Origin of the sequence: Streptomyces canus, from assembly GCF_030816965.1 — a bacterium.
GTDB classification, from domain to species: Bacteria; Actinomycetota; Actinomycetes; order Streptomycetales; family Streptomycetaceae; genus Streptomyces; species Streptomyces canus_E.
The window spans coordinates 17,981-39,326 of record NZ_JAUSYQ010000001.1; the positions used below are offsets into that span (position 1 = coordinate 17,981).

The 21,346-nt window shown below is 71.2% G+C and carries 16 protein-coding genes and 1 pseudogene; 9 read left to right on the forward strand and 8 right to left on the reverse strand.

All coding sequences use genetic code 11. The features are described from left to right. Nucleotides 1-154: 154 nt before the first annotated feature. Nucleotides 155-803 (forward strand): annotated as a pseudogene (locus QF027_RS00095) (transposase); the annotation flags it as partial. Nucleotides 804-866: 63 nt separating this feature from the next. Here the strand turns inward: QF027_RS00095 and QF027_RS00100 are convergent. Continuing rightward, nucleotides 867-2,465, reverse strand: coding sequence for a prenyltransferase/squalene oxidase repeat-containing protein (locus tag QF027_RS00100; RefSeq protein WP_307072006.1), 1,599 nt, complete (start codon nucleotides 2,463-2,465; stop codon nucleotides 867-869). A 406-nt stretch (nucleotides 2,466-2,871) separates the two neighbouring features. Here QF027_RS00100 and QF027_RS00105 point away from each other — a divergent pair, with 406 nt between their 5' ends. Together QF027_RS00105 and sigJ are read left to right on the forward strand one after the other, a co-directional pair. Next, nucleotides 2,872-3,330, forward strand: coding sequence for a hypothetical protein (locus QF027_RS00105; RefSeq protein ID WP_307072007.1), 459 nt, complete (start codon nucleotides 2,872-2,874; stop codon nucleotides 3,328-3,330). Between the two features lie 163 nt (nucleotides 3,331-3,493). Continuing rightward, the gene (sigJ, locus tag QF027_RS00110) at nucleotides 3,494-4,432 is read left to right on the forward strand and encodes an RNA polymerase sigma factor SigJ (protein ID WP_307072008.1); all 939 of its coding nucleotides are present in this window, start codon (nucleotides 3,494-3,496) and stop codon (nucleotides 4,430-4,432) included. A gap of 116 nt (nucleotides 4,433-4,548) precedes the next feature. On the opposite strand, the gene QF027_RS00115 is transcribed toward sigJ, so the two are convergent. Both QF027_RS00115 and QF027_RS00120 read right to left on the reverse strand, forming a co-directional pair. Next, entirely contained in the window at nucleotides 4,549-5,598 is a 1,050-nt protein-coding gene (locus tag QF027_RS00115; protein ID WP_307072009.1) for a methyltransferase, read from the reverse strand. Nucleotides 5,599-5,729: 131 nt separating this feature from the next. Then, nucleotides 5,730-6,626, reverse strand: coding sequence for an aromatic prenyltransferase (locus QF027_RS00120; protein ID WP_306972041.1), 897 nt, complete (start codon nucleotides 6,624-6,626; stop codon nucleotides 5,730-5,732). Between the two features lie 492 nt (nucleotides 6,627-7,118). On the opposite strand from QF027_RS00120, the gene QF027_RS00125 reads away from it, so the two are divergent. Both QF027_RS00125 and QF027_RS00130 read left to right on the forward strand, forming a co-directional pair. Then, on the forward strand, nucleotides 7,119-7,676 hold the full coding sequence (locus tag QF027_RS00125) for a cupin domain-containing protein (protein ID WP_307072010.1): 558 nt from the start codon (nucleotides 7,119-7,121) through the stop codon (nucleotides 7,674-7,676). 14 nt (nucleotides 7,677-7,690) lie between these two features. Then, nucleotides 7,691-8,830 carry a DegT/DnrJ/EryC1/StrS family aminotransferase gene (locus QF027_RS00130; protein ID WP_307072011.1) on the forward strand — a complete coding sequence of 380 codons (1,140 nt, stop codon included), beginning with the start codon at nucleotides 7,691-7,693 and terminating at the stop codon, nucleotides 8,828-8,830. A 143-nt stretch (nucleotides 8,831-8,973) separates the two neighbouring features. On the opposite strand, the gene QF027_RS00135 is transcribed toward QF027_RS00130, so the two are convergent. From QF027_RS00135 to QF027_RS00145, 3 genes are all read right to left on the reverse strand, one after another. Next, nucleotides 8,974-9,984 (reverse strand): methyltransferase, encoded by a 1,011-nt coding sequence (locus QF027_RS00135; RefSeq protein ID WP_306972038.1) that lies wholly within the window; start codon nucleotides 9,982-9,984, stop codon nucleotides 8,974-8,976. Between the two features lie 121 nt (nucleotides 9,985-10,105). Then, nucleotides 10,106-11,692, reverse strand: coding sequence for a class I adenylate-forming enzyme family protein (locus tag QF027_RS00140; protein ID WP_307072012.1), 1,587 nt, complete (start codon nucleotides 11,690-11,692; stop codon nucleotides 10,106-10,108). Nucleotides 11,693-11,792: 100 nt separating this feature from the next. Then, nucleotides 11,793-12,869 carry a type III polyketide synthase gene (locus QF027_RS00145; RefSeq protein WP_306972036.1) on the reverse strand — a complete coding sequence of 359 codons (1,077 nt, stop codon included), beginning with the start codon at nucleotides 12,867-12,869 and terminating at the stop codon, nucleotides 11,793-11,795. Between the two features lie 587 nt (nucleotides 12,870-13,456). Between QF027_RS00145 and QF027_RS00150 the strand changes: the two genes are divergently transcribed. The 4 genes from QF027_RS00150 to QF027_RS00165 all read left to right on the forward strand — a co-directional run bounded on the left by QF027_RS00150 (nucleotide 13,457) and on the right by QF027_RS00165 (nucleotide 17,658). Continuing rightward, a complete protein-coding gene (locus QF027_RS00150; RefSeq protein WP_306972035.1) occupies nucleotides 13,457-14,374 on the forward strand; it encodes an aromatic prenyltransferase in 918 nt (305 codons plus the stop codon). 31 nt (nucleotides 14,375-14,405) lie between these two features. Beyond that, complete coding sequence (locus QF027_RS00155; RefSeq protein ID WP_306972034.1) at nucleotides 14,406-15,500, forward strand: polyprenyl synthetase family protein; 1,095 nt, start codon at nucleotides 14,406-14,408, stop codon at nucleotides 15,498-15,500. 127 nt (nucleotides 15,501-15,627) lie between these two features. Next, the gene (locus QF027_RS00160) at nucleotides 15,628-17,142 is read left to right on the forward strand and encodes an MFS transporter (RefSeq protein ID WP_306972033.1); all 1,515 of its coding nucleotides are present in this window, start codon (nucleotides 15,628-15,630) and stop codon (nucleotides 17,140-17,142) included. Between the two features lie 132 nt (nucleotides 17,143-17,274). Continuing rightward, nucleotides 17,275-17,658, forward strand: coding sequence for a nuclear transport factor 2 family protein (locus QF027_RS00165; RefSeq protein WP_306972032.1), 384 nt, complete (start codon nucleotides 17,275-17,277; stop codon nucleotides 17,656-17,658). Nucleotides 17,659-17,772: 114 nt separating this feature from the next. Here the strand turns inward: QF027_RS00165 and pcaB are convergent, their stop codons facing one another. Next, nucleotides 17,773-19,212: a 3-carboxy-cis,cis-muconate cycloisomerase gene (pcaB, locus tag QF027_RS00170; RefSeq protein WP_306972031.1), complete on the reverse strand. Its 1,440-nt coding sequence runs from the start codon at nucleotides 19,210-19,212 to the stop codon at nucleotides 17,773-17,775. Then, the gene (locus tag QF027_RS00175) at nucleotides 19,209-21,284 is read right to left on the reverse strand and encodes an FAD/NAD(P)-binding protein (RefSeq protein ID WP_307072013.1); all 2,076 of its coding nucleotides are present in this window, start codon (nucleotides 21,282-21,284) and stop codon (nucleotides 19,209-19,211) included. The genes pcaB and QF027_RS00175 overlap by 4 nt, the downstream gene beginning before the upstream one ends. Nucleotides 21,285-21,346 lie beyond the last annotated feature (62 nt).

Below are 21,346 nucleotides of genomic sequence, written 5' to 3' on the forward strand. Positions count from 1 at the left end.
GGTGGCAGGTGGTGCAGGTGCCGGTCCAACAGTTCAGCAGGTCCTGGATGGCGTCGAGGGCCTGGTAGAGAGTGAGCCCGCTGTATCGGCTTTTGGGGCCAGGCGCTGTTCGGTGAGGAACGTCTCCGCCCACCTGGCCGAGGTCTACGGCGCGAGCGTGTCCAAGCAGACCATCTCCCCTATCACCGACAAGGTCATGGATGGGATGGCTGCACGTGAAGGTCCGCGACGGGCAGGTGGCCAACCGGCCTGTCTACGTCGCCCTGGCCGTGACGGTGGACGGCACCCGCGACATCCTCGGACTGTGGGCCGGTGACGGCGGCGAGGGCGCCAAGTACTCGCTCCAGGTCCTCACCGAGATCAAGAACCGGGGCGTCGAGGACGTCGTTCCGCTATGCGGGCCGCCAGGACTGGGACAAGATTTCCCGCGCGCTCAAGCCCGTCTGCACCGCGCCGACTGCAAGCGCGGCCGAGGACCGCTTCCTGGAGTTCCCTGAGGAGTGGGGCGCCAAGTATCCGGCGATCGTGCGGCCTTGGGAGAACGCCTGGGCGGAGTTCGTGCCGTTCCTCCAGTTCGACACCGAGATCCGCCGCATCGTCTGCACCACGACCGCGATCGAGTCGGTCAACGCGCGCATACGCAAAGCCGTCCGAGCCGCGGACACTTCCCGAACGAGGCCGCCGCGCTCAAGTGCGTCTACATGGCTGTCATGAGCCTGGACCCCACCGGCCAGGGACGCAAACGCTGGACCATGCGAGGGAAGCCCGCACTCCAGGCCTTCGATATCGCCTTCGACGGCCGACTCTCCGTCGGCCGCCGACAACTCACCACACGAGTTACACCGTTGGCTGGACACACCCAACGGTCAGGCGACGCCGCTCGCTACCAGGCGGTTGAGCGCCGTCAGGACGTGCACGTCGGCCAGTACGGGAAAGTCGAAGGGCAGGGGGCGCGGGCCCGCCTGGTCGGGGACCGAGGTGAATCCGCCGTCGGGGTGCTGCTGGTCCTCCAGGTAGGCGAGGGGCTTGGCCAGGTCGGCCCCCGGGGCGTGGCGGGCGAGCGCGCACAGGGCCTGGGCGGTGGACAGCACATCGCTGTCCTTGTCCGGGCTGTGTCCCCAGCCGCCGTCACTCGCCCGGGCCTGCTGGAGGAAGGCGACGGCCCTGGCCGTGCACGCGTCTGCGCGCCGCCGCAGATCCTCCTGTGAGGCGGGTACGCAGGACAGGGCGTCCAGGACGCGCAGGGTGACGCTCGAGAAGCTGAGCGACCAGCCCGGTTCGAAGCTACCGTCCTCGTGCTGGGCACTGATGAGTACCTCGGCCGCGGGGCCGAGCAGATCCGCGTGGCGGCTCCAGGGCAGGGCGATGACGGCTCCCGCCGTCATGTCCAGGTCCCAGGGGTGGCCCCGCAGATAGGTGGGGAAGCCGCCCTCCTCGTTCGCCCGGGCGCGCAGGTACGCCTCGCCCCCCTCGATGCCGTGCCGGAACCGCGTCCCGTCGAGTGTCCGCAGGAACTCCACGCACCGGGCGGTGTCGTCGACGTCGGTCTGGGTCGTGGTCTCGTTGTAGCCCCAGCCGCCGTCGGCGTGCTGACGGGAGGCGATGTACTCCCCCATCCGCGACGCGAGCTGCGCGTGCCCCGGCACGGGGGCGAGGGCCACTCCGGCGAGGGCGGTCACGAAGACCTCCTGCCCGTCGATGAACGGCACGCCACCGTCCCGGCCGCGCAGCCGGACCAGCGCCTCGATCCCCTCGCGCATCAGTTCGCAGCCGGGTCGGTACGTGTGGAGTGCGTGCAGTGCCACGAGGTGGGCCAGCGCGTTTCCCTCCCACACCCGCCCCGCGGGGAAGGCGGCAAGCCGGCGCACCAGCAGATCCTGGTACTCGAGCAGGTCCCACCGGTAGGTGGCGTCCCCGGCTGCCCCGGGCTGCCCCGCTCCCCCGTTGCCGTGCGCGTGCAGGACGGTGGCCGCGCACAGCGTCAGCTCCGTCCACACCGCCTGCGGCCGCGGGCCGATGCTGCGCGGATCCGGGCGCGCGCCGTCCGGCAGCAGTCCGCACAGGCCCAGGATCGTCTCCAGCAGGAGCCGTTTGCGGGCACCGGTGCCGTGCCGGGACCTCCCGAGGTCCAGCACGTCACCGGCGTCGCAGGGCCGGCCGAGCAGCGCGTCGGCGACCACCCGTTCCAGGGGGCCGTTGGGCCGGGCCCCCTGGAGGTAGTCCTGCAGTTCCTTCTGCGCACGGGGCAGCGCGCGCTCCTTGCGCAGCAGGAGCAGCAGCAGCGCGGACTCGATGATCCGGCCGGCGCACCGGTCCTTGAGGGCGCCCTCACCGTCCACCTGCACGGCCAGGTGGCGCGCCACACGGTCGCGTACCGCCACGGCCCCGGACCGATGCCCGTCGCCGCTCGCTGCCGGCGGCTGCAGGGCGGAGCCGCCCACGGAGCCCACCAGACGATCACTCATGCTCAGTTTCCTTTCGGATGTACGAACGCGACGCACGGGCTGCCCGTGCGGGAGCCCGTGCGGGGATGCCGGGCGCAGAAGGGAAGGGCGGGTCGCCGCGGAGGAGGGGCACGGGAAGAGGGCGGTTCCCCGCCCTCGGCGCCCGGTCGGTCCCGGACCGGCCTCGCGCATGTCGGGGAAAAAAAGAACGCCGAGCACGGCGGGAGGAGAACCTCGACCACCGCTCGGCGGAATCCGGGCAGGGGGAATGCGCGGACAGTGTGACACGGTCGGCGTCACCGGGCCAAGGGGTGTCCGAAAGCCGACGTGGCACACGTCGGCGCGCCCCGGCTCACAAACCGGGGTGCCACGTCGTCGGTCAAGTGTGCTGAAGACTCAGCAGCCGAGACGAGAGATGGGGAGCTCGATGCACGACACCTCTTCCGAGGGTGCGCCCTCCCAGGCCGGGACGGGCACGGCGGTCATGACGGACCGGACGGTGGACGGTCGTGGAACGGTTGTCCTGCTGCGGGTCGTGGCGGTCCTCGCCCTGCTCCAGACCCTGGTGCAGGGCCTGCTGGCCGGAATGCTGCTCAACGGCGATCTCGACTCGATCGACCCGCACGGGCACAACGCCTACGCCTTCGAGTTCCTGGTGTTCCTCCAGGTCGTGGCCGCCGTCCTGCTGTGGCGCCGCAACCGCTGGCTGACCTGGCCGCTGAAGGCGACGATAGGCATCCTGGCGGCCACCTTCGCCCAGACCGGACTGGGCCTGAACAGCGCGCTCGCCGCCCACGTCACCCTCGGTGTGGCACTGTGCGCGATGGAGACGGCGCTCGTCCTGCGCGCGTTCACGCTCCGCGTGGCGGCCCCGGCCCGGTCCTGAGCCCGCCGGCCGGTGCGCGGGCACCGTCGGCGTTCGCGGTCACGGCCGGGGGCCGTGGCCGCCCGCCGGCGTCCGTGACGCGACGGGTGCGCCCGGCCTCACAGGCGACCGGCCGTCTCGTCATGACCAGTGACGGAAAGCGACCCGAGGAGACCCCAAGACCATGAGCTCCCCGCAGGAAGACGACCAGCTCGATCCGGGACTGGACGCGATCATGAAGGAGCGGCGCCAGCTGATCAATCTCGCCTACCGGCTGCTGGGGTCGCTGGCCGACGCCGAGGACGTCGTGCAGGACACGTACGTCCGCTGGTACGCCATGACGCCCGAGCAGCGGGACGCCATCGTGTCCCCGGGGGCCTGGCTGAACAAGGTCGCCAGCCGCATCTGCCTGGACCTGCTCGGCTCGGCGCGGGTGCGCCGCGAGAACTACGTGGGCGAATGGATCCCCGAGCCCGTGCCCGATCGCACGGAGTGGGCCGCAGTCCGCCCGGCGGGCACCGCCACCGACCCCGCCGACCGGATCACTCTCGACGAGTCGGTCAGCATGGCCTTCCTCGTCGTCCTGGAATCGCTCACCCCGGCCGAGCGCGTCGCGTTCGTGCTGCACGACGTCTTCCGCTACCCCTTCAACGACATCGCCGACATCGTCGGCCGGACACCGGCGGCCTGCCGTCAGCTGGCCACGTCGGCGCGCCGCCGTATCCGCGACGCACAGGCCCCGACCAGGCCCGCCAACCGGCAGACCGATGTCGTGCGGAACTTCAAGCAGGCCTGGGAGTCCATGGACATCGACGCCCTCATCGGTTTCCTCGACCCCGGTGCCGTGTCGGTCGCCGACACCGGCGGCCTCGTCGAGGCCGGGGCCCGCTCCCTGGAGGGCGCCGAGCAGATCGCGAACGGTCTCGTGGCACTCCTCCACCGGATGCCCGACCTGACCATCCTGGAGCGCATGGTCAACGGCCGGCCCGGGCTCGTGATCGAGCAGGACGGCGTCATCGTGAGCGTGATGGCGCTGGAGGCGACCGACGACCGGGTCACCCACATCTGGGTCATGCGCAACCCCGAGAAGCTGCGCGGGTGGAGGACGGAGCCGCAGGGCTGACCCGCGCGGCCCGCCTCACATCGTGAGGGGCTGCGTCGTCGCACCGGCGGGGGCGGGTTCGCCCCGCCCCCGCCGGCAAAGGGCCCGGTGCGGGTCTCCCGGTGTCCGCCCGGCTCTCAGCGGGCCACGGCCGCCTCGGCCACCGAGGCGTGCGGTGAGGGATCCAGGAACCGCACGATCTCGAATCCCGCCTGACGGAGCAGTTCCCCGTACTCCGCGCGGGTGCGGTTCCTTCCGTTGAGGACGGTCATCATCAGCATGTCGACCGTCTTGCCGAAGTGGGGCTCGTTGCCCGCCGGGATCATGGGGTTGGCGACCAGCAGGCGCGCGTGCGCGGGCATGGCGGCGCGGCAGGTGCGCAGGATGCTCACGCATTGCTCGTCCGTCCAGCTGGCCAGTACGTGCTTGAGGACGTAGACGTCGGCGCCGGAGGGCACGGAGACGAAGAAGTCCCCGGCCTGGGCCTGCCAGCGCCCGGCCAGGTCCGGGGTGTCGAGGACGTGCCCGGCCACCACGTTCTCCAGGTCGAACAGCACGCCCGTCAGATGCGGGTTGCGCCGCAGGACGGAGCGCAGCAGGCCGCCGCGTCCGCCGCCCACGTCGATGACGCTCTTGGCCTGCGAGAAGTCGAGGGCCTCGGCGATGTCGTTGCTGAGTGCCTCGGAGGCAGCCGCCATGCTCGCGTTGAAGGCGGCGCCGAAGTCCCGGTCGGTGGCGACGTGGTCGTAGAAGGAAGTGCCGTACTGCGTCTCGAAGGCGGTCGTGCCGGTGCGCACCGCTTCGTGCAGACGGCCCGCCGGCTCCCAGAAGGGGGCCTCGCTGTACACCATGACGGTGTCGCGTATCGACCCTGGCACGTCGGTGCGCAGTGCCTGTGCGAGCGGGGTGAGGTGGAACCGGCCCGTCTCGTCCTCGCGGAAGACTCCCTTGGTGGCCAGGAACCTCAGGAGCCGGTACAGGTGCGGCTCATGGGCCCCCGTCGACCCGGCCAGCTCCCCGGCCGTGCGGGGGCCGTCCACCAGGTGATCGGCGACACCGAAACGTGCGGCGCTGTGCAGGGCCGCCGAGTACAGGTAACCCAGGGCGAGATCGAGCAGGTCGCCCGCTTCCCGCCCGGTGCCGGAACCCGACGGAGCCGCTTCGTCCCCGCGGTGAGCGACTGACATCGATCAACTCCCTTTTTGATGCGGCCGGAGACCGAGGGTGCGTGGTGAGCGCACGAGATACGGACGTCCACTCTCTGCCCGGCCGTTCGAGTTCCGGTCGAGCGCCGCACGAGAGTGTGACGGTCCGGACGTCAGTTGGCCGGTCCGACGCGGGCCTGCGTCTCGGAAGTCATCCGGTAGTAGGCCGCGAGCTTGTAGTACTCCTCGGCGCGGGACAGCGCCCCGGCGTAAACGAGCACCCGGTCGCCCTCGTACGCGTAGGGCACGCTTCTGGCGAACTTCTCGAGCACCGGCTCGGCGCGGGAGGGGAGTTCCGCCGGGTCGGTGGTTCTCATGGAGAAGCTGATCCGCTCGATCCTCGAGGAGTCCCAGCCGAAGGTGGGGTACATCGCTGAGGAGGTCCCGATGAAGTCGAGCAGCCGCCCGCTCGGCTCCGGCAGCCCGAATGCGCGGACCATCGACAGCACGGCCCGGCGTTCGACCTGTTCGGCGCCGAGCCCGTTGAAGTACACGTTCCACGTCCTGTTCGCATAGTCGACCGCCATGGCCGACACCTTGCCGTCCAGGCCGTACTCGGCGAACGTGCTCATGTGCTCCCGCAGGCCGGCCGGCATGGACGGGACGTCGGCAAGTTCCGCGAGGTCCCGGAAGCCGCCCAGCGGGAAGACGATGTACGTCTTGTTGAAACCGCGTGAGATGCCGTGGTCGACGCCGTGGGCGGAGACGGGGAACCGCTTCCGGATGTCCTGGAAGAGGACGCGTATCGGATGGCTCGTCTCTTCGACGAGGCCGTGCGCCAGGGCGATGTCGTAGGGGTCCCCGGCGCTCGGCGGCATCGTGAAGTCGAAGGAGACGTCCTTGACGCGTCCTCCGCTGGTCACGATGTTGAAGACGACGGTGGAGTCGATCACGTCCCGGAACGCGGTGAGTACCGGCCAGGCATCGTCGCGCGAGCAGGCCACGCCCACGAGCTGGGCCGCTTCCCTCATGGTCGAATACAAAGATTCGATGTCGGCTTCTCCGGACACCGTGCCTCCCCCGTGTCGCGTTCCCCGCCCGCGTGCTCGACGAGGCGATGGCTCCCCTTGATGACGTTGGACGCGCGGCGGCGCACCCCCCGGTTCCGGGGTCCGCAGCGGCGAGTTCGAGCCGCATCATGTGTGCCGCGGCTCGAGGCGCATTGGAGAAGCACTGGTGCCCGGAGCGAGTGACTTACGTCACTTTATGGGGATCTTGGCGTGCGGGTCCGCACCATGTCACGCTTACCGCACCTCTCCCCTGCCCAAAATCCCTTGTGGCACGGTGAGTTGACTACCGCATCCGCCGGTTCACTCCGGACCGCCCCGCGCTCGGCGCGCCGGTCCGGCTCGCGGCACGCTGCGCGCACGGCCGCCGGCTCGTCCTCGCCCGCCGACCTCGAACGCGCCGCCCTCCCCTCCGCTTCACCTCCCGGTGTTCACCGCGGGAGTTCACAGGCGCCCTTCTCGGGGCGGCATTAGCGCGGAAAGGAAACATATCGGATGACAGGTCTCATCGTCCCGCCCGGTCAGGGGCGAAAGCTGATCACAAAGGCCCAGGAAGTGACCTTCAAGGCCACCAAGGCGCAAGGTTCCGCCATATCGGTGTTCGAGGTGGTCGTGCCGCCCGGTTTCGACGTCGGAGCCCACGTCCACAAGGACTCCCAGGAGTTCTTCTACGTGCTGGAGGGGGAACTGCAGATTCTCGCGTTCGAGCCGGCCCTGCGGACCGGGGATTCCTGGCACGACTGGCAGTCCCCCGACGGGGACAAGGCCGTCCGGGCGACCGAGGGTGCCTTCATGTTCGTTCCTCCGGGCACCCCGCACGCGTTCCGGAACGCCTCGGACGAACCGGCCCGCATGCTGTTCCAGTGCTATCCGTCGCCGTATCACGAGTTCTATTTCGAGGAGATCGCGGAGATCTGGGCAGCCGGCGGGCCGGTGGATCCCGAGGCCGTCGAGCAAATGCGACGCCGGTACGACGTCAGTCAGATCACGCCGCTTCGCTACGAGCCCCCCACCCCGACTTCTTCCCGGCCGGCAACAGAGCGCGGAGTGTGACGGAGATGCCCACCATGAACGGAATTCCCCTGGTGCACGCGAGCCTGGGCGAGCAGGAGCTGGCGGCCGTCGCCGAGGTGTTCGCCTCGGGCTGGCCGGCCGGTCAGGGCCCCCGGGGCAAGGCGCTGGAGGCCCAGCTCGCCGGGCGCTTCGGCGTGGACGGTGCCGTCGCGCTGAGCAACTGCGGCGTCGCGCTGCACCTCGCGCTGCTGGCGCTGGGCGTTGAGCCGGGCGACGAGGTGATCGTCGCCGACTACTCGTTCCCCGCGCCGGCCCATGCGGTGCGCTACCTCGGCGCGACACCGGTCTTCGCCGACGTCCGCGCCGACACCGGCACGGTGGATCCGCAGGCGGTGGCGGATCTCGTCACCCCACGGACGGTGGGTGTCATCGCGGTGGACACGGTCGGCCTGCCCGCCGACTACGCGGAACTGAACGCCCTGGCCGAGCGTCACGGCCTGTTCGTCATCGAGGACGCCGCCTGCGCGGTCGGCGCGACCTACCGAGGACGGCCGGCGGGCGCACTGGCACCGGTGGCCTGCGTGTCCTTCCACGGACGCAAGGGCGCCACGAGCGGTGAGGGCGGAGCACTGCTCACCTCCGACCCGGCGGTCGCGGAGCACGCCCGGCTGCGGTCGGCCTTCGGCATCACCAGCATCTTCGATCAGGCACAGGTCGTGGGCCTGCCGATCCCGACGTTCACCGAGATCGGCTACAACTACAAGCTGTCCGACATCGCCGCCGCGATCCTGCAGGTGCAGCTGAACCGGCTCGACGAGCTCCTGGAGCGGCGCGACGCCGTCGCCGCGCGCTACGCCGAGCTCCTCGGCGACGAGGAACTGCTGACGCTTCCCCGGGTGCCCGCGGACCGTACCCACACCTGGCAGTCGTACCTGGTGACGCTGGACCGGAGCGTGGACCGCACGGCGGTCGCCGCCGAGCTGCGCGGCCGCGGTATCGGCTGCGGGCACGGGACGTGGGCCTCGCACCTGCAGCCCGCGTTCGAGTCGAAGCAGGCGTGCCCGGTGTCGGCGGACCTCTTCGAACGCCAGCTCGCCATTCCCATGCACGCCGAGCTCGGCACGGACCAGGTCGAACGCGTCGCGGACGCCCTGCGCGGCGCGGTCCGGGCCCACGCCGCCCGGCCGGTGTGACGGACGGTGTGACGGACGCCGGCCCGGATGATCCGGGCCGGCGTCCCTGTTCCTCGCGCGACGGGGCGCCGGGCGGCCGGGAGTCGCCTCGCGGGACGCGTCCCCGGCCCGTCCCGCACGCACCCGGGGAGCGGCCCGGCCGGTTACGCGATCTTCGTGGCGGAGATGACGGCCTGGACGGGGATGACGTCCGGCGGGATCTCGGAGGCGTCCTTGGTGACCGCCTTCGTCACCTTGAACCCGCTCTCCTCCAGCCAGCGCTGATACACCGACAGCTTCTGCGGACCGCCCTGCCCCATTGTGCACCCGATGAAGAACGCCGGGAAGAAGTCCACGTTGTAGTTGCCGGCATCCCTGATGTCCTCCGGATACACCGGCACCAGCACATGCACCTGCCCACCCGGCTGAAGCGACCGGTGCACACCCGCCAGGATCCTCAGCACGTCATCCCGGTCGAACATGTCCAGGAAATGCTTGACCAGAACCGTGTCGAACCCCTCGGGAACCCCGTCGAAAACATTCCCCCCGATGAACGACAGATGCTCCTGCAGCCCCTCCGCCCGGAAGTTCGCCAGAGCCTCCTGCTCCTTCTCCGGCAGATCGAACGTCGTCACCGACAACCCCGCGGACTCCTTGTACCGGTAGGCATGAATCGCCCCCAGCCCCGTATTGCCCGCCAGATCCAGCACCCGCGCACCCGCCGGAATCTCCACATGACCGAAGAACCACGGATCGATGTTCGCCGTCACCGTGTTCATCAACCCCAGCCACGCATCCTTCAGATCCTGATGCCCGGCCACCGCGTCGTACAACGTCCCCTCGGCCCCGTACAGCTCCCGCAGACCCACCACCGAACCACTGCGCGCGCTCTGCGTCAGATAGAACAACTGCCGCAACGCCGTCACCTTGATCAGGTTCATGTACCGCAACGCCCGCTGCAGATCCTCCTCCCCCACCTCCCCCAAAGCATCCAGACGATACCCCCCGCACTCCTCGTCGAACGCGACGAACCCCTCCTTCACCAGCAAGAACAGCAACTGCTCCACCGCATCCGGCTTCACCCCCGCCGCCTCACCCAGCTCCACCGCACCCAGCCCCGGACTCTCCCGCAGCCGGTCGATCAGACCGAGCTCGAAACACGACAGCAGACTCATGAACCGCGACGGTCCCACCATGTACTCACGAAAACGCGCGAGCGTGGCCTGTGACGTCACAACAACAACCCCTCTTCCAAAACGATGAACCCCACCGCCACAGCGGCAGGACGTGGAACGGTCAGGCCCGCTCTTCCAGCCGTTGCTCGAACCGGCGGGCCAGCTCGAGCCGCTGCACCTTCAGCGTGGCGGTCCGGGGCAGTTCGGCCTGCGGGATGTGGACGGGGTCGGCGAGCTGGGGGAAGTCGGCGGCGGCGGCGCGCCAGCGGCCCGGGTCGACCGGCTTGTCGTCGGCGGTGCAGATCACCGGCACCGGCTCCGCGTCCGGTCCCCGCACCACCACCAGCTCGGTCAGCTCGTCCAGCCGGCTGAGCACCACGTCCTCGATCTCCAGCGAACTGCGCACCCCCGGGATCATGTCGACCTCCCGGTCGAGCATGTGCAGGCAGCCGAACCGCGTCCGGTACCCCACGTCCCCGGTCCGCCACCACTCGCCCCTGCGCTGGGTGTCGTAGCGCTCCTGCTCACCGAAGTACGTCTTCGCCAGACCGTCCCACGCCACCTCGATGAAACCGGGGTTCTTCTCCGAGGGCGGACTGCCGTTCCGGCTCACCACACGGAGCCGCGCGGCGCCCATGGGCATGGCCCAGCCGACGCAGCGCCCGTTCGCCTTGTGGGCGGAGCGGCGGAAGTAGGCGCGGCCGACGGCCGGACCGACCTCGCTCTGCCCGTAGATCTGGAAGAACAGCGCGCCGGGCCGGGCGGAGGCCCCGAGCAGCTTGCTCATCGTCCCGGGGTGGATCGCGTCAAAGGTGCTGCTGAAGACCTTCACCGACGCGAACGGCATCCGCGGGTCCTCGGCGAGCCCCTCCCACTCCATCAGGGAGTTGGGCAGCGCCTCGATGAGAACCGGGCGGTGCTCGAGGAAGTGCCCGGCGACCTCGGCGGGGTCGGGCTCGCGCATGAGCAGGACCGGATGCGCCTTCAGCAGCGCGAGGGACATCGCCGCGACCATCCGAGAGTGCACGAAGGGCACGTGGATGGCGACGGTCTCCTTCTTCCTCAGCAGGGAGAGCAGGCGCCACTGCGGTACGAGACGCAGCCCCTGGGTGCGCGGGGTGTGCACCACGAGCTTCGGGATCCCGGTCGTGCCCGAGGTGTGGGTGATCACGGCTGCCTCGTCGATCGGCCGCACCACCGGCCTGACCCGCGGCGCGCCGGCGAGCCCGGCCAGCGACACCGTCCCGGGCCGGTCGCCCGCCGAGGTGATCACCCGCCGCGTGAGGTCCTGGAGCGGCAGCCCGTCCAGGAGGTCGAGCTTGGCGCCGTCGGTGAGCAGGGCCGGCCGCTCCAGCCGCTGGAGCAGGACGCCCACGGTGCGGGCGTCCAGGGCCGGCGACAGGTTCACGACGACCGCGCCGATGCGGGAGACCGCGGCGGCGAGCATCCAGTGGTCGGCGTTGGCCGTCTTGTAGATCACGACGCGCTCGTCGGACCGGACACCGGCCGCCCACAGCCGCGCCGCCAGATCGTCGACGTACTCGGCGTACCGGGCCACGGTCAGGCGCCGGCCCGCCTCGGGGAAGGTGTCCAGGTCGTGGTCCAGGGTGATCGGCGTCGACGGGTTCACGGCCGCGGCCATCTCCGGCAGCAGACCGAGGTGAAGACCGCGCTTCCGTATCGATGTATAGGCTGTGGAACTCTTCATGGGGACTGTCTCCTTAGGAGGCGCACTGCACAATCGGGCGGACGTCGTGCGGTCCGCTGAACGCCCCCCACCTCTGGCCGGGCAGGGCGGCGGGGGCAGGTCAGGCGACGCCCTCGGCGGTCGCCGGCGCGTCGGCACCCCAACGGCCCAGCGCCATCTCGGCGGTGATTCCGGGGCCGAAGCCCGCGATCAGACCCGTGGCGTCGGGCGCCGGCGTGTCCTCTTCGAACAGCCTGCGGGCCGCCTCCAGGACGACCGCGCTGGCGATGTTGCCGTACTCGCTCAGGGTCGACCAGCTGTGCCGGAACACCTCGCGGTCCACGTCGAGGAACTTGGCGAGGTCGTCCAGGATCCGCGGCCCGCCGGCGTGCACGATGTAGAAGTCGAGGTTGCCGGCGTCCCAGCTGTGGTCCTTGGCGAACTCCCGCAGCACCGGCGCCAGCGGCTCCATCGTCCCCGGCACCCGGCGGTCCAGCTGGAAGTGGAAGCCGGTGTCCCGGACGGCGTAGGAGATCCAGTCCTCGGTGTCCGGGATGAGGTACGAGGCGTTGCGCTCCAGGTCGATGCCGACGCCGCCCGCACCGCGCACCACGGCGGCCGCGACCGCGTCGCCGAACAACCCGTCGGACAGCAGCGCACCGATGTTGTCGTCCTCGGGCTGGTAGCACAGGGAGCACAGCTCGCACGAGACGATCAGGACGTTGCTCCCCGGGTGGGCCAGGCAGAAGTCGTGGGCCCGGTTGATCGCCGCGCCGCCCGCCGCGCAGCCCAGCTGGGCGATGGGTATCTGACGGGTGTCGGACCGGAAGCCGAGCCGGTTGATCAGCCACGCGGTCAGTGACGGCATCAGGAACCCGGTGCACGACACGTAGATGATCGCGTCGACGTCACGGGCCGTCACGCCGGCGTTGCGCAGGGCCTGTTCTATGACCTCGGGCGTCCGCTTCTTGGACTCGAGCTCGTAGACGCGATTGCGTTCCGTCAGGCCCGGATGGCGGAGCGTCTTGTCGACGGGCTGGACGATGTGCCGCTTCTTCACCCCCGTGTTCCGGATCAGGCGAAGCGCCAAAGGGAGCTGGGGCTTTCCGCTGTGGACTCGCTGAGCGAATTCCAGAGTCTCTTCCATCGTGATGACGTATTCCGGCACGCTCACCGCGGGCTTGCAGAGCCTGGCCATATCTGGTGTCCACTTTCTCTGGAGTCTGCCGTCTGTACGTGACGAGACGTTGGCGCACTTTCCGGTGCTGCCCCGAGGGACGTCCGGTGGCGTGACCGAGCGGTCCGGGCATGCGAAGGGGAACGCGCGGCGAACGCGCGGCCGGAAACCGGGGTGGTGTCAGGGATTCTTCGCGAGCGCCCGGGACCTGGTACGGAATACGGAGATGTCCGGGGCGGCCACGCGCACTTGGGTGAACGGCGCCTTCGCCGGGCGGCGGGAGAAACACGGCCGCCGGTCGGTGGGCACCTGCCCGGCCGGGACGGCGACGCCGACGGTTTCTCGGCGAACGGGCTGCCACGAAACGGCATGTGGGCAGGGAAGGCGTGCCGACATAGTGACACGGCCGGTATCACCGTGCCAAGAGCCACCGGAATGTGATGTGGTCCACGTGAATGCCGTCCCACGGGGCCGGCCGATGACCGCGAGGGCGCGGGAGGACCGCGGTACCGGCCCCTGCTCCGGCCGTGCGACCGGACTCGACCGGCTCTGTAGTGGCCTCACCCATACTCGGCGCCGGACGGACCGCACGGACCCGTGGAGGAAGAGTGTCCGAGACCAAGCTGGCAGACCTCTACTCGGCCATTGAGGAGTCAGCCCGGCTGCTCGATGTGCCGTACGCACAGGACAAGGTGCGGTCGGTGCTGACCGCCTACGAGGAGGCGCTCGCGACCACACCGATCGCCTTCCGCATGGGGACCGGCCGGCGTTATTCGAGCGATGTCGACTGGCGCTTCCCGGTTCCCACGGACGGTGTCGATCCCTACACCACCGCACTGGCGCACGGTCTGCTCGAGAGCACGGACCACCCCATCGCCTCCCTGTTCCTGGAGGTCGCGGAGCGCTGCAGGACCACCTTCTACGGCGTCGACTTCGGAGTGGCCAGCGGCCTGAAGAAGCTGTACCTGGCCTTCCCCGCGGAGGACATGGAACCGCTGTCCACGTTCCTCGACCTGCCGTCCATGCCGCGCAGCGTCGCCGACAACTACGACTTCTTCGTCCGGCACGGCATGGACGGCAAGCAGATGCCCATGTTCTCGATGGACTACCGGCACCGCACGGTGAACCTGTACTTCAACGCGCTGTCCCCCGAGACACTCGAGCCGGACAGCGTCCGGTCGATCTTCCGCGACCTGGAGCTGCCGGAACCGAGCGAGCGGCTGCTCACGCTGAGCCGGCGTGCATTCGGGTTCTACGCCACCCTGGGCTGGGACTCCCCGAAGATCGAGCGGTCCGCCTTCTCCATCCTGATCAAGGACCCGGCGGACCTTCCCGTGCCGATGGAACCGGAGATCGAGAAGTTCCTGGCCAGCATGCGGCGCCGGGCCGCCGACGACAAGTTCCTCTACTACGTCGCCATGTCGTCGACCGGCGAGGAGATCTACAAGTTCCAGTCGTACTACCAGTTCCAGCCGTGGCTGAACCCGATGCTGCAGTCCGAGTCCGACGAGGGCCAGGGCAGCTGACCTCCCGCCCGCCCGCACCGAAGGGACAGCCATGACCATCACCCGACCCCGCCAGGGGGCGGCTCTGCCCACGGACGACATCGATGCCGCACTCAGGCGGTTCCTGGCCGGCCGCCGGGCCGAGGCGGAGACGATCAGCCCGGCCTACGCGGCCGCGGTCGCCGAGCTGGAGCGCTATGTGCTGCGCGGGGGCAAGCGCGTACGGCCGGCCTTCGCCTGGCTCGGCTGGATCGGTGCCGGGGGCGACGAGGCGGGGGCGGAGACCGAGGCGGTCCTGCGCGCCTGCGCCGCGCTGGAGATGTTCCACGCCTACGGACTGATCCACGACGACGTCATCGACGCGTCACTGACCCGCCGTGGCGCTCCCGCCGCGCACGTGATGTTCGCCGACCACCACCGGTCCCGCTGCTGGAACGGCGACGCGGAGCAGTTCGGCACGGGTGCCGCGATCCTGGTCGGAGACCTGGCGCAGTGCTGGGCCGACGACATGGTCCGCACGTCCGGGCTGCCGGAGCAGGCGCAGCGGCGGGTGGCCCAGGTGTGGTCGGAGCTGCGCACCGAGGTCCTGTGCGGCCAGCTGCTCGACCTGACCGCCGAGGCGGCGGGCGACGAGGACATCGAGACGGCACTGCGCGTCAACCAGTACAAGACGGCCTCCTACACGGTGGAACGCCCGCTGCACATCGGGGCGGCGATAGCGGGCGCCGACGCCGGGCTCATCGCCGCCTACCGGGCGTTCGGCGTCGACATCGGCATCGCCTTCCAGCTGCGCGACGACCTGCTGGGCGTCTTCGGCGCCCCGGAGGAAACCGGCAAGCCGTCCGGCGACGACCTGATCCAGGGCAAGCGCACCGTGCTGTTCACCGCCGCGCTCAAGTTCGCCGACGCGCAGGACCCGGACGCGGCGAAGTTCCTCAGGACCAGGATCGGGACGCGGATCTCCGGCGAGGAACTGCACACGATGCGCGCCATCATCACCGGCGTCGGCGCGGTGGACCACGTCGAACGCGACATCGCCGCCCGCACCGACCGGGCCGTCGCCGCGCTGCGGGCGAGCGGCGCCACCGACGTCGCCAAGGACCGGCTGACCGCCATGGCGATCAGCGCGACACAGCGCACCTCCTGACGTACTCACGTCGTCAGCACCCGCCCCGGCCTGCCCTTCGGCCGCCGTGAACTCACAAAGCCGGCCGCTGGATCGTCGTATCTGTGCGGCCTCGAGTGAGTCCGGTGTACTGAAGAAGGAGAAGATCATGGCAACACGAAGCGCAGCCCCCGCCGCCGGGGCGGGCTCGGAGGTGACGGCGGACCCCAAGCGGTGGTGGGTCCTCGCCGTCGTCTGTTGCGCCTACCTCATGGTCGGCCTCGACCTGACCGTGATGAACCTCGCGCTTCCCGAGGCCCAGCAGGATCTCGGCTTCAGCGACGGCGACCGGCAGTGGATCGTCACCGCCTACGCCCTGCCGTACGGAAGCCTGCTGCTGTTCTGCGGACGCCTGTCCGACCTGATGGGCCGCAAGCGGGCCTTCCTCATCGGACTGGCCGGATTCGCCGTCGCCTCCGCCGTGGGCGGTGCCGCGCCCAACTTCGAGACCCTGGTCGCCGCCCGGGCCGCCCAGGGAGCCTTCGCCGCCCTGCTCTCCCCCTCCTGTCTGGCCCTGATGGCCGTCACCTTCACCGACCCCAAGGAGCGCGGCAAGGCCTTCGGCGCCATCGGCGGCGTCATCGCCGCCGGCGGTGGTCTGGGCCTGCTGCTGGGCGGTTTCCTCACCTCCGCCTTCGACTGGCGCTGGTGCATGTACGTCAACCTGGTCTTCGCGGTCGTCGCGCTCGCCGGCGGTCTGACCCTGATCGCCCGCCAGGCCCCCTCGCGCAACCCGATGGACATCCCGGGCGTCCTGCTGGCCTGCAGCGGCATGTTCTGCGTCGTCTACGGCTTCTCCAACGCCGAGGACGGCTGGGGCGACGCGGGCACCTGGGGCCTACTCGCCGTCGGCGGTCTCCTCCTGATCGCCTTCGCCGCCTGGCAGACCCGCGCCGCCCACCCGCTGCTGCCCCCTCGTGTCGTCCTCGACCGCAACCGCGGCGGCGCCTACCTCACCGTCCTGTTCGTCGGAGCGGGCTTCTTCGGGCTGCTGCTCTTCCTGATCTACTACATGCAGACGGTTCTGGGGTACTCCCCGCTCAAGTCGGGCGCCGCCGTCCTGCCCATGGTGCTGGCCACCCTCGTCACCACGAGCGTCTGCGGCGCCAAGCTCTTTCCCCGGCTCGGGCCCCGCCCCATGGTCCCCAGCGGTCTGCTGGTCACCGCGCTCGGCCTGGTCTGGCTCACCCGGATCGAAGTCGACTCCACCTACGCCACCAGCATCCTCGGCCCCATCATCGCCAACGGCGTGGGCATGGGTCTGGTCTACGCCGCCGCGCTCAACACCGGCACCTCCGGCGTCCGCCCCGAGGACTCCGGCATCGCCTCGGCCACCTTCAGCGCCGGACAGCAGATCGGCGGCGCCGTCGGCACCGCGCTGCTGAACACCATCGCCGCCACCGCCGTCACCGACTGGCTCACCGACCACACCAACGGCCGCCCCAGCCCCCTCCAGCTCCAGACCGCTGCCGTGCACAGCTACACGACCGTATTCTGGTGGTCCGCCGCCATCCTCGCCAGCGGCGCCGTCATCGCCGCGGTCCTCCTGCGCAGCGGCCCGCTGCCCACCCCGGAACAGCACGCCGGGGACCCCGCCACCCGCTCGGAGGCACAGCCCGCCTGACCGTGCGCCCGAACGCGAAGGACGGCCCCGGAGACGGGGGCCGTCCTTCGGCCTTTCCGGGCACGGGGACGGCCGTGTCCGTCTCCGTCACGGCTCCAGCGCCGGTCCAGTCGGCCGCGCCGATAATGTGACATGAGTAAACACAAGGACATCATCACGCAGTACCTCGACGGTGTTCACCGCGGCGACCACGAGCTGGTCCTGTCCCTGGTGACCGACGACGTCCTGTTGGAGAAGAAGGGCCAGCCCGCCTTCCGCGGCAAGGAAGTACTCCGCGCCGCCGTCGACAACAAGGACGGCATCGTCCACAAGGACGCCGGCTCACTGCGTCCGACCCACAAGGTCGCGCGCATGATCGAGGAGGGCGACACCGTGGCCGTGGACGGCACCGTCGAGGTCCCCCTCCCGAACGGCGGCCGGCTGGAGATGCTGTTCTCCGACTACTTCACCTTCAGCGGCGGCCTGATCAGCGGCGTGGAGAGCTACATGATCACGCCTACCCCGCCCCAGAGCTGACCCCGCGCCATCCCCCGCGCTCCGGACGGCCCCGCCCCGGTCGTGGGCACAGCCGTCCGGAGCGCGGATGTGCCGGACGCGTCCCGTCGCGCCGCCGACGCGCACGGTGCCGGTCTACGGCTGCGGCCCGCGCGTGTCCTGCGCAGTGCTGAGCGCACGGTCCACCAGGGCCCCCGCGGCACCGGTGTAGCCGTCCGGGTCGAGCAGGGCGGCGGCCTCGGCCCGGCTCAGCACGCCGGCGAGCCGGGGGAGCCCGGCCAGTACGTCGGCCAGTGGACGGCCGGTCGTGGCGGCGAGCGCCGAGGCCTCGGTCAGCAGCCGCTTCGCGGCCGCCCTGCCGATGCGCGGCGCCAGGACGGCCGAGACCCGCTCGGAGACCAGCTGCCCACCGGTCGCCGCCAGGTTGGCGCGCATCCGCTCCGGGTCGACGGTGAGCCCACGGGCGAGTTCGACGGCCGTGTGCGCGGCGCCGCCGGTGAGCCGCAGCGCCTCGCGCAGCGGCTGCCACTCGGCGTGCCACAGTCCGGCGGAGCGTTCGTCCTCCGTGGCCAGGCACTGCGTCAGCACGGTGGCCAGAGCGGGCACCTGCAGGGCGGCGGAGCGGATCAGGGTCGCGAGCACCGGGTTGCGCTTGTGCGGCATCGCCGACGAGGCGCCCCGCCCGGCGACCGCGGGCTCGGCCGCTTCGCCGACCTCGGTACGGGTCAGCACCAGCACGTCCGCGGCGATCTTGCCGAGTGCCCCGGCCGTATGGGCGAGCGCCGCCCCCAGGTCCGCGACGGGAGTGCGCAGGGCGTGCCAGGGCAGGACCGGGTCGGCCAGGCCCGTCTCGTCGGCGAAGGCGGCACCGAGGCCGTCCAGCACGGCCGCGGGGTCGGCGTCCTCCCCCGCGTACTGCAGATAGCCGGCCAGGGTGCCGGCTGCGCCGCCGAGCGCCACCGGAAGCCCGCCGCGGATGACGCGTTCGAGGCGTTCGACCGCGTCGAGGACCAGGTGGCGCCAGCCGGCCGCCTTGAGTCCGAAGGTCGTGGGCACGGCGTGCAGGGCGAGCGTGCGGCCGGCCATCACGGTGTCCCGGTGGCGTGCCGCGAGGTCGCCCAGTGCGGCGGCCACGGCCCGCAGATCCGCGACGACCAGACGCAGCGCCCGCTGCGCGACCAGCATCGCACCGGTGTCGAGGACGTCCTGGCTGGTCGAGCCGCGGTGCACGTACTCGGCTGCGGCCGGGGACCGCTCGGCGACCACCGCGGTCAGCGCCTTGACCAGGCCGACGACCGGGTTGGCGGTCTCCCGCGCGGCGAGTGCCAGCTCACGCACGTCCAGCAGGTCCGCCCGGGCGGCCGCCGTGATGTCCTCGGCCGCGTCGGCGGGCACCGTACCGCAGCGGGCCTGCGCGCGGGCCAGTGCCGCCTCCGCGTCGAGCATCGCCTGCAGCCATGCGCGGTCCCCCACGGCGGCCTCGACGGGGGTACCCGCCCGGACCGGCGAGAGCAGCCCGGCGTCCAGGTGGGCGGGCAGTTCTCCGGTGAGCAAAGGCTCCTGCGGTGAGGTCATGCGCCTGCCTTCGCGTTGGGGGGCGTGATCGGGCCGGGGACCGTGCGGCCCGCGGCTGAGGGCGGTGAGGGCCGCGGCACGGCCGGCGGCAGGGCGAGGACGGCCGCCGCGATGGCGTTGGAGTCCTCCAGGGTGACCGAGCCGACGCCGGGCCTGATGCCCGCGGCGGTGACCCAGTGCACCGACTCGGTCGGCACCCCGTAGGCGAAGCGCCGGGGGTGCGGGACGCCCCGGGCGTCGATCAGCCGGTTGGGCCGCTCGGTCACCGCGAGCCCCCCGGTCTCGTGGTCCGTGCCGCCGGTGGCGGCGCCACCGGCGGCCGCCCGTCCGCGCGGGATGCGGTACGGACGGCACTGCCCGGTGCGCAGCAGATGACTCATCAGCGGGTCCGCGGTGCGCCGCAGGTCGGTCGTGGGCAGCCGGGCCTCGATGAGGGCCGTGGCCCGCACCCGCACCCCCGGTATCGCGCTCGGCGTACCGGTGAAACAGGGGCCGAGCGGGTCGTGCGCGTCCGTGCCGACACGCAGCCCGGGGCCCGTGATGTCGAGGACGCCCGCGTCCATGAGCGCGGCCATCTCCTCGATGCGGGACGCCGGCGGGCCGATGGACACAAAGGCGTTGAGCGGCGTGTACCAGCGGTCGAGGTGGTCCCGGTGGGAGTCGGCGGTCAGGCCGGCGTGGTCGACGGCGAGCCGCACCTCGTTGCGCAGGTCCCGCAGGACGTCGAGCGCGGCCTTGACCGGTCCGCTGACGTTGCCCTGGCGGGCCAGGCGGACGTCCTCCTCGAGGTGCTCGCGCAGCCAGCGGCGGAAGGCGGTCAGGTCGCCGAAGGTGCGGCTGCCGTAGGGACGGGCGACGCGCTCCCAGTCCCAGCGCTCGGGCGGGCCGATCCCGGCCGCGGCGAGGAGCCGTTCCTCGGACCGCCCCGGCTCGGCGTGCAGATACCGCACGGCGAACTCCTCGGTGACCGCGCGGGGTTCACCGCGCGCCGTGAGCAGGGCCGTGTAGTAGACGCCGCTGACCTCCTTGGAGATCAGCGGCCACAGGTCGGCGGCGAAGTCGATGGCCCCGCCGCGGGTGCCCCGGGCCCGCAGCCCGGCGATGTGCTCGTCGGTCAGGAGCCGGGGGACGTGGCGGCCGTGGGCTCTTTTCTCGTTCTCGCCGCGCGCCTGATAGGGAACACCGCGCCGGGATCCCGCGTGCAGGCGCGGCTCGCGGCCCGAGGGCCGGTAGACCAGGTTGCCGCCGGCACGGCTGAAGGTGCCGCCCCGGCCCTGGGTGAGCAGCGTCATGTAGTCGAAGAAGTTGAGCCCGAGCCCGCGCAGCAGCACGTTCTCGCCGGGCCGGATGCCCGACAGGTCCACGTCGGCAGGGTTGGCGGGAGACACGTACGTCAGCCCGTGCCGGGCGGCGAAGCCGGCCAGCTCCCGTTCCGTGCGGGTGGGCCGGGCCGGTACGTGGCCCTGGGCGAGGACGACCGCGGACAGACCGGTCAGCCGGGTGCCGTCCTCCAGGGTGAGGGTCTGTCCGGCCGCGGCGGGGCCGTCCTCCAGGGCGACGGCCCGTGCCGGATGGGTGCGCACCGTCACATGGGCGGGGGCGTCCGCCACGACCTGCCGGAAGACCCAGGTCAGATAGCGGCCGTAGAGCGCGCGGGTGGGGTAGGAGTCGGGCCCCAGACCGCGCGCCTCGGCGAGCAGTTCCTCGTCGTGGCCGTCGTCCCGGCCGGTCTCCAGCGTGCCCGACCGCCATGCCCTCACCCACTCGTACAGGCTCGGCCCCTCCTCCACCGGGCCGTCGATGCGCACGCTGGCGTCGGTGTACACCGTCACCTGGCAGGCGACGGTGTTCATCAGCAGGTGCCGGGACTGCGCCGGACGCCACACCCGCCCCGCACCCGGCGGGTCCGGGTCGGCGACATGCACGGTGACGGTGTCCCAGCGGGGCGACTTGCGTTCGTGCGCGCAGAGCCGTTCCAGTACGGAAAGGCCCCGGGGACCGGCGCCGACGAGGCACACCTCCAGGTGTGCCGCCGTATCCTGCGCGGCCGGCGGGGCGGACGCGCACGACACCGGGGGACCGGCCGGACGCGGTCGGCCCGAGGGCGACCGGGCGGCCGCCGCCCTCGGGGGCG

What these genes read in the sequence shown, in the direction of transcription:
- QF027_RS00130 (WP_307072011.1), top strand. Translation starts at nt 7,691, where the DNA reads ATGAACGGAATTCCCCTGGTGCACGCGAGCCTGGGCGAGCAGGAGCTG.
- sigJ (WP_307072008.1), top strand. Translation starts at nt 3,494, where the DNA reads ATGAGCTCCCCGCAGGAAGACGACCAGCTCGATCCGGGACTGGACGCG.
- QF027_RS00155 (WP_306972034.1), top strand. Translation starts at nt 14,406, where the DNA reads ATGACCATCACCCGACCCCGCCAGGGGGCGGCTCTGCCCACGGACGAC.
- QF027_RS00145 (WP_306972036.1), bottom strand. Translation starts at nt 12,869, where the DNA reads ATGGCCAGGCTCTGCAAGCCCGCGGTGAGCGTGCCGGAATACGTCATC.
- QF027_RS00165 (WP_306972032.1), top strand. Translation starts at nt 17,275, where the DNA reads ATGAGTAAACACAAGGACATCATCACGCAGTACCTCGACGGTGTTCAC.
- QF027_RS00135 (WP_306972038.1), bottom strand. Translation starts at nt 9,984, where the DNA reads ATGAGTCTGCTGTCGTGTTTCGAGCTCGGTCTGATCGACCGGCTGCGG.
- QF027_RS00160 (WP_306972033.1), top strand. Translation starts at nt 15,628, where the DNA reads ATGGCAACACGAAGCGCAGCCCCCGCCGCCGGGGCGGGCTCGGAGGTG.
- QF027_RS00140 (WP_307072012.1), bottom strand. Translation starts at nt 11,692, where the DNA reads ATGAAGAGTTCCACAGCCTATACATCGATACGGAAGCGCGGTCTTCAC.
- QF027_RS00105 (WP_307072007.1), top strand. Translation starts at nt 2,872, where the DNA reads ATGCACGACACCTCTTCCGAGGGTGCGCCCTCCCAGGCCGGGACGGGC.
- QF027_RS00100 (WP_307072006.1), bottom strand. Translation starts at nt 2,465, where the DNA reads ATGAGTGATCGTCTGGTGGGCTCCGTGGGCGGCTCCGCCCTGCAGCCG.
- QF027_RS00125 (WP_307072010.1), top strand. Translation starts at nt 7,119, where the DNA reads ATGACAGGTCTCATCGTCCCGCCCGGTCAGGGGCGAAAGCTGATCACA.
- QF027_RS00115 (WP_307072009.1), bottom strand. Translation starts at nt 5,598, where the DNA reads ATGTCAGTCGCTCACCGCGGGGACGAAGCGGCTCCGTCGGGTTCCGGC.
- pcaB (WP_306972031.1), bottom strand. Translation starts at nt 19,212, where the DNA reads ATGACCTCACCGCAGGAGCCTTTGCTCACCGGAGAACTGCCCGCCCAC.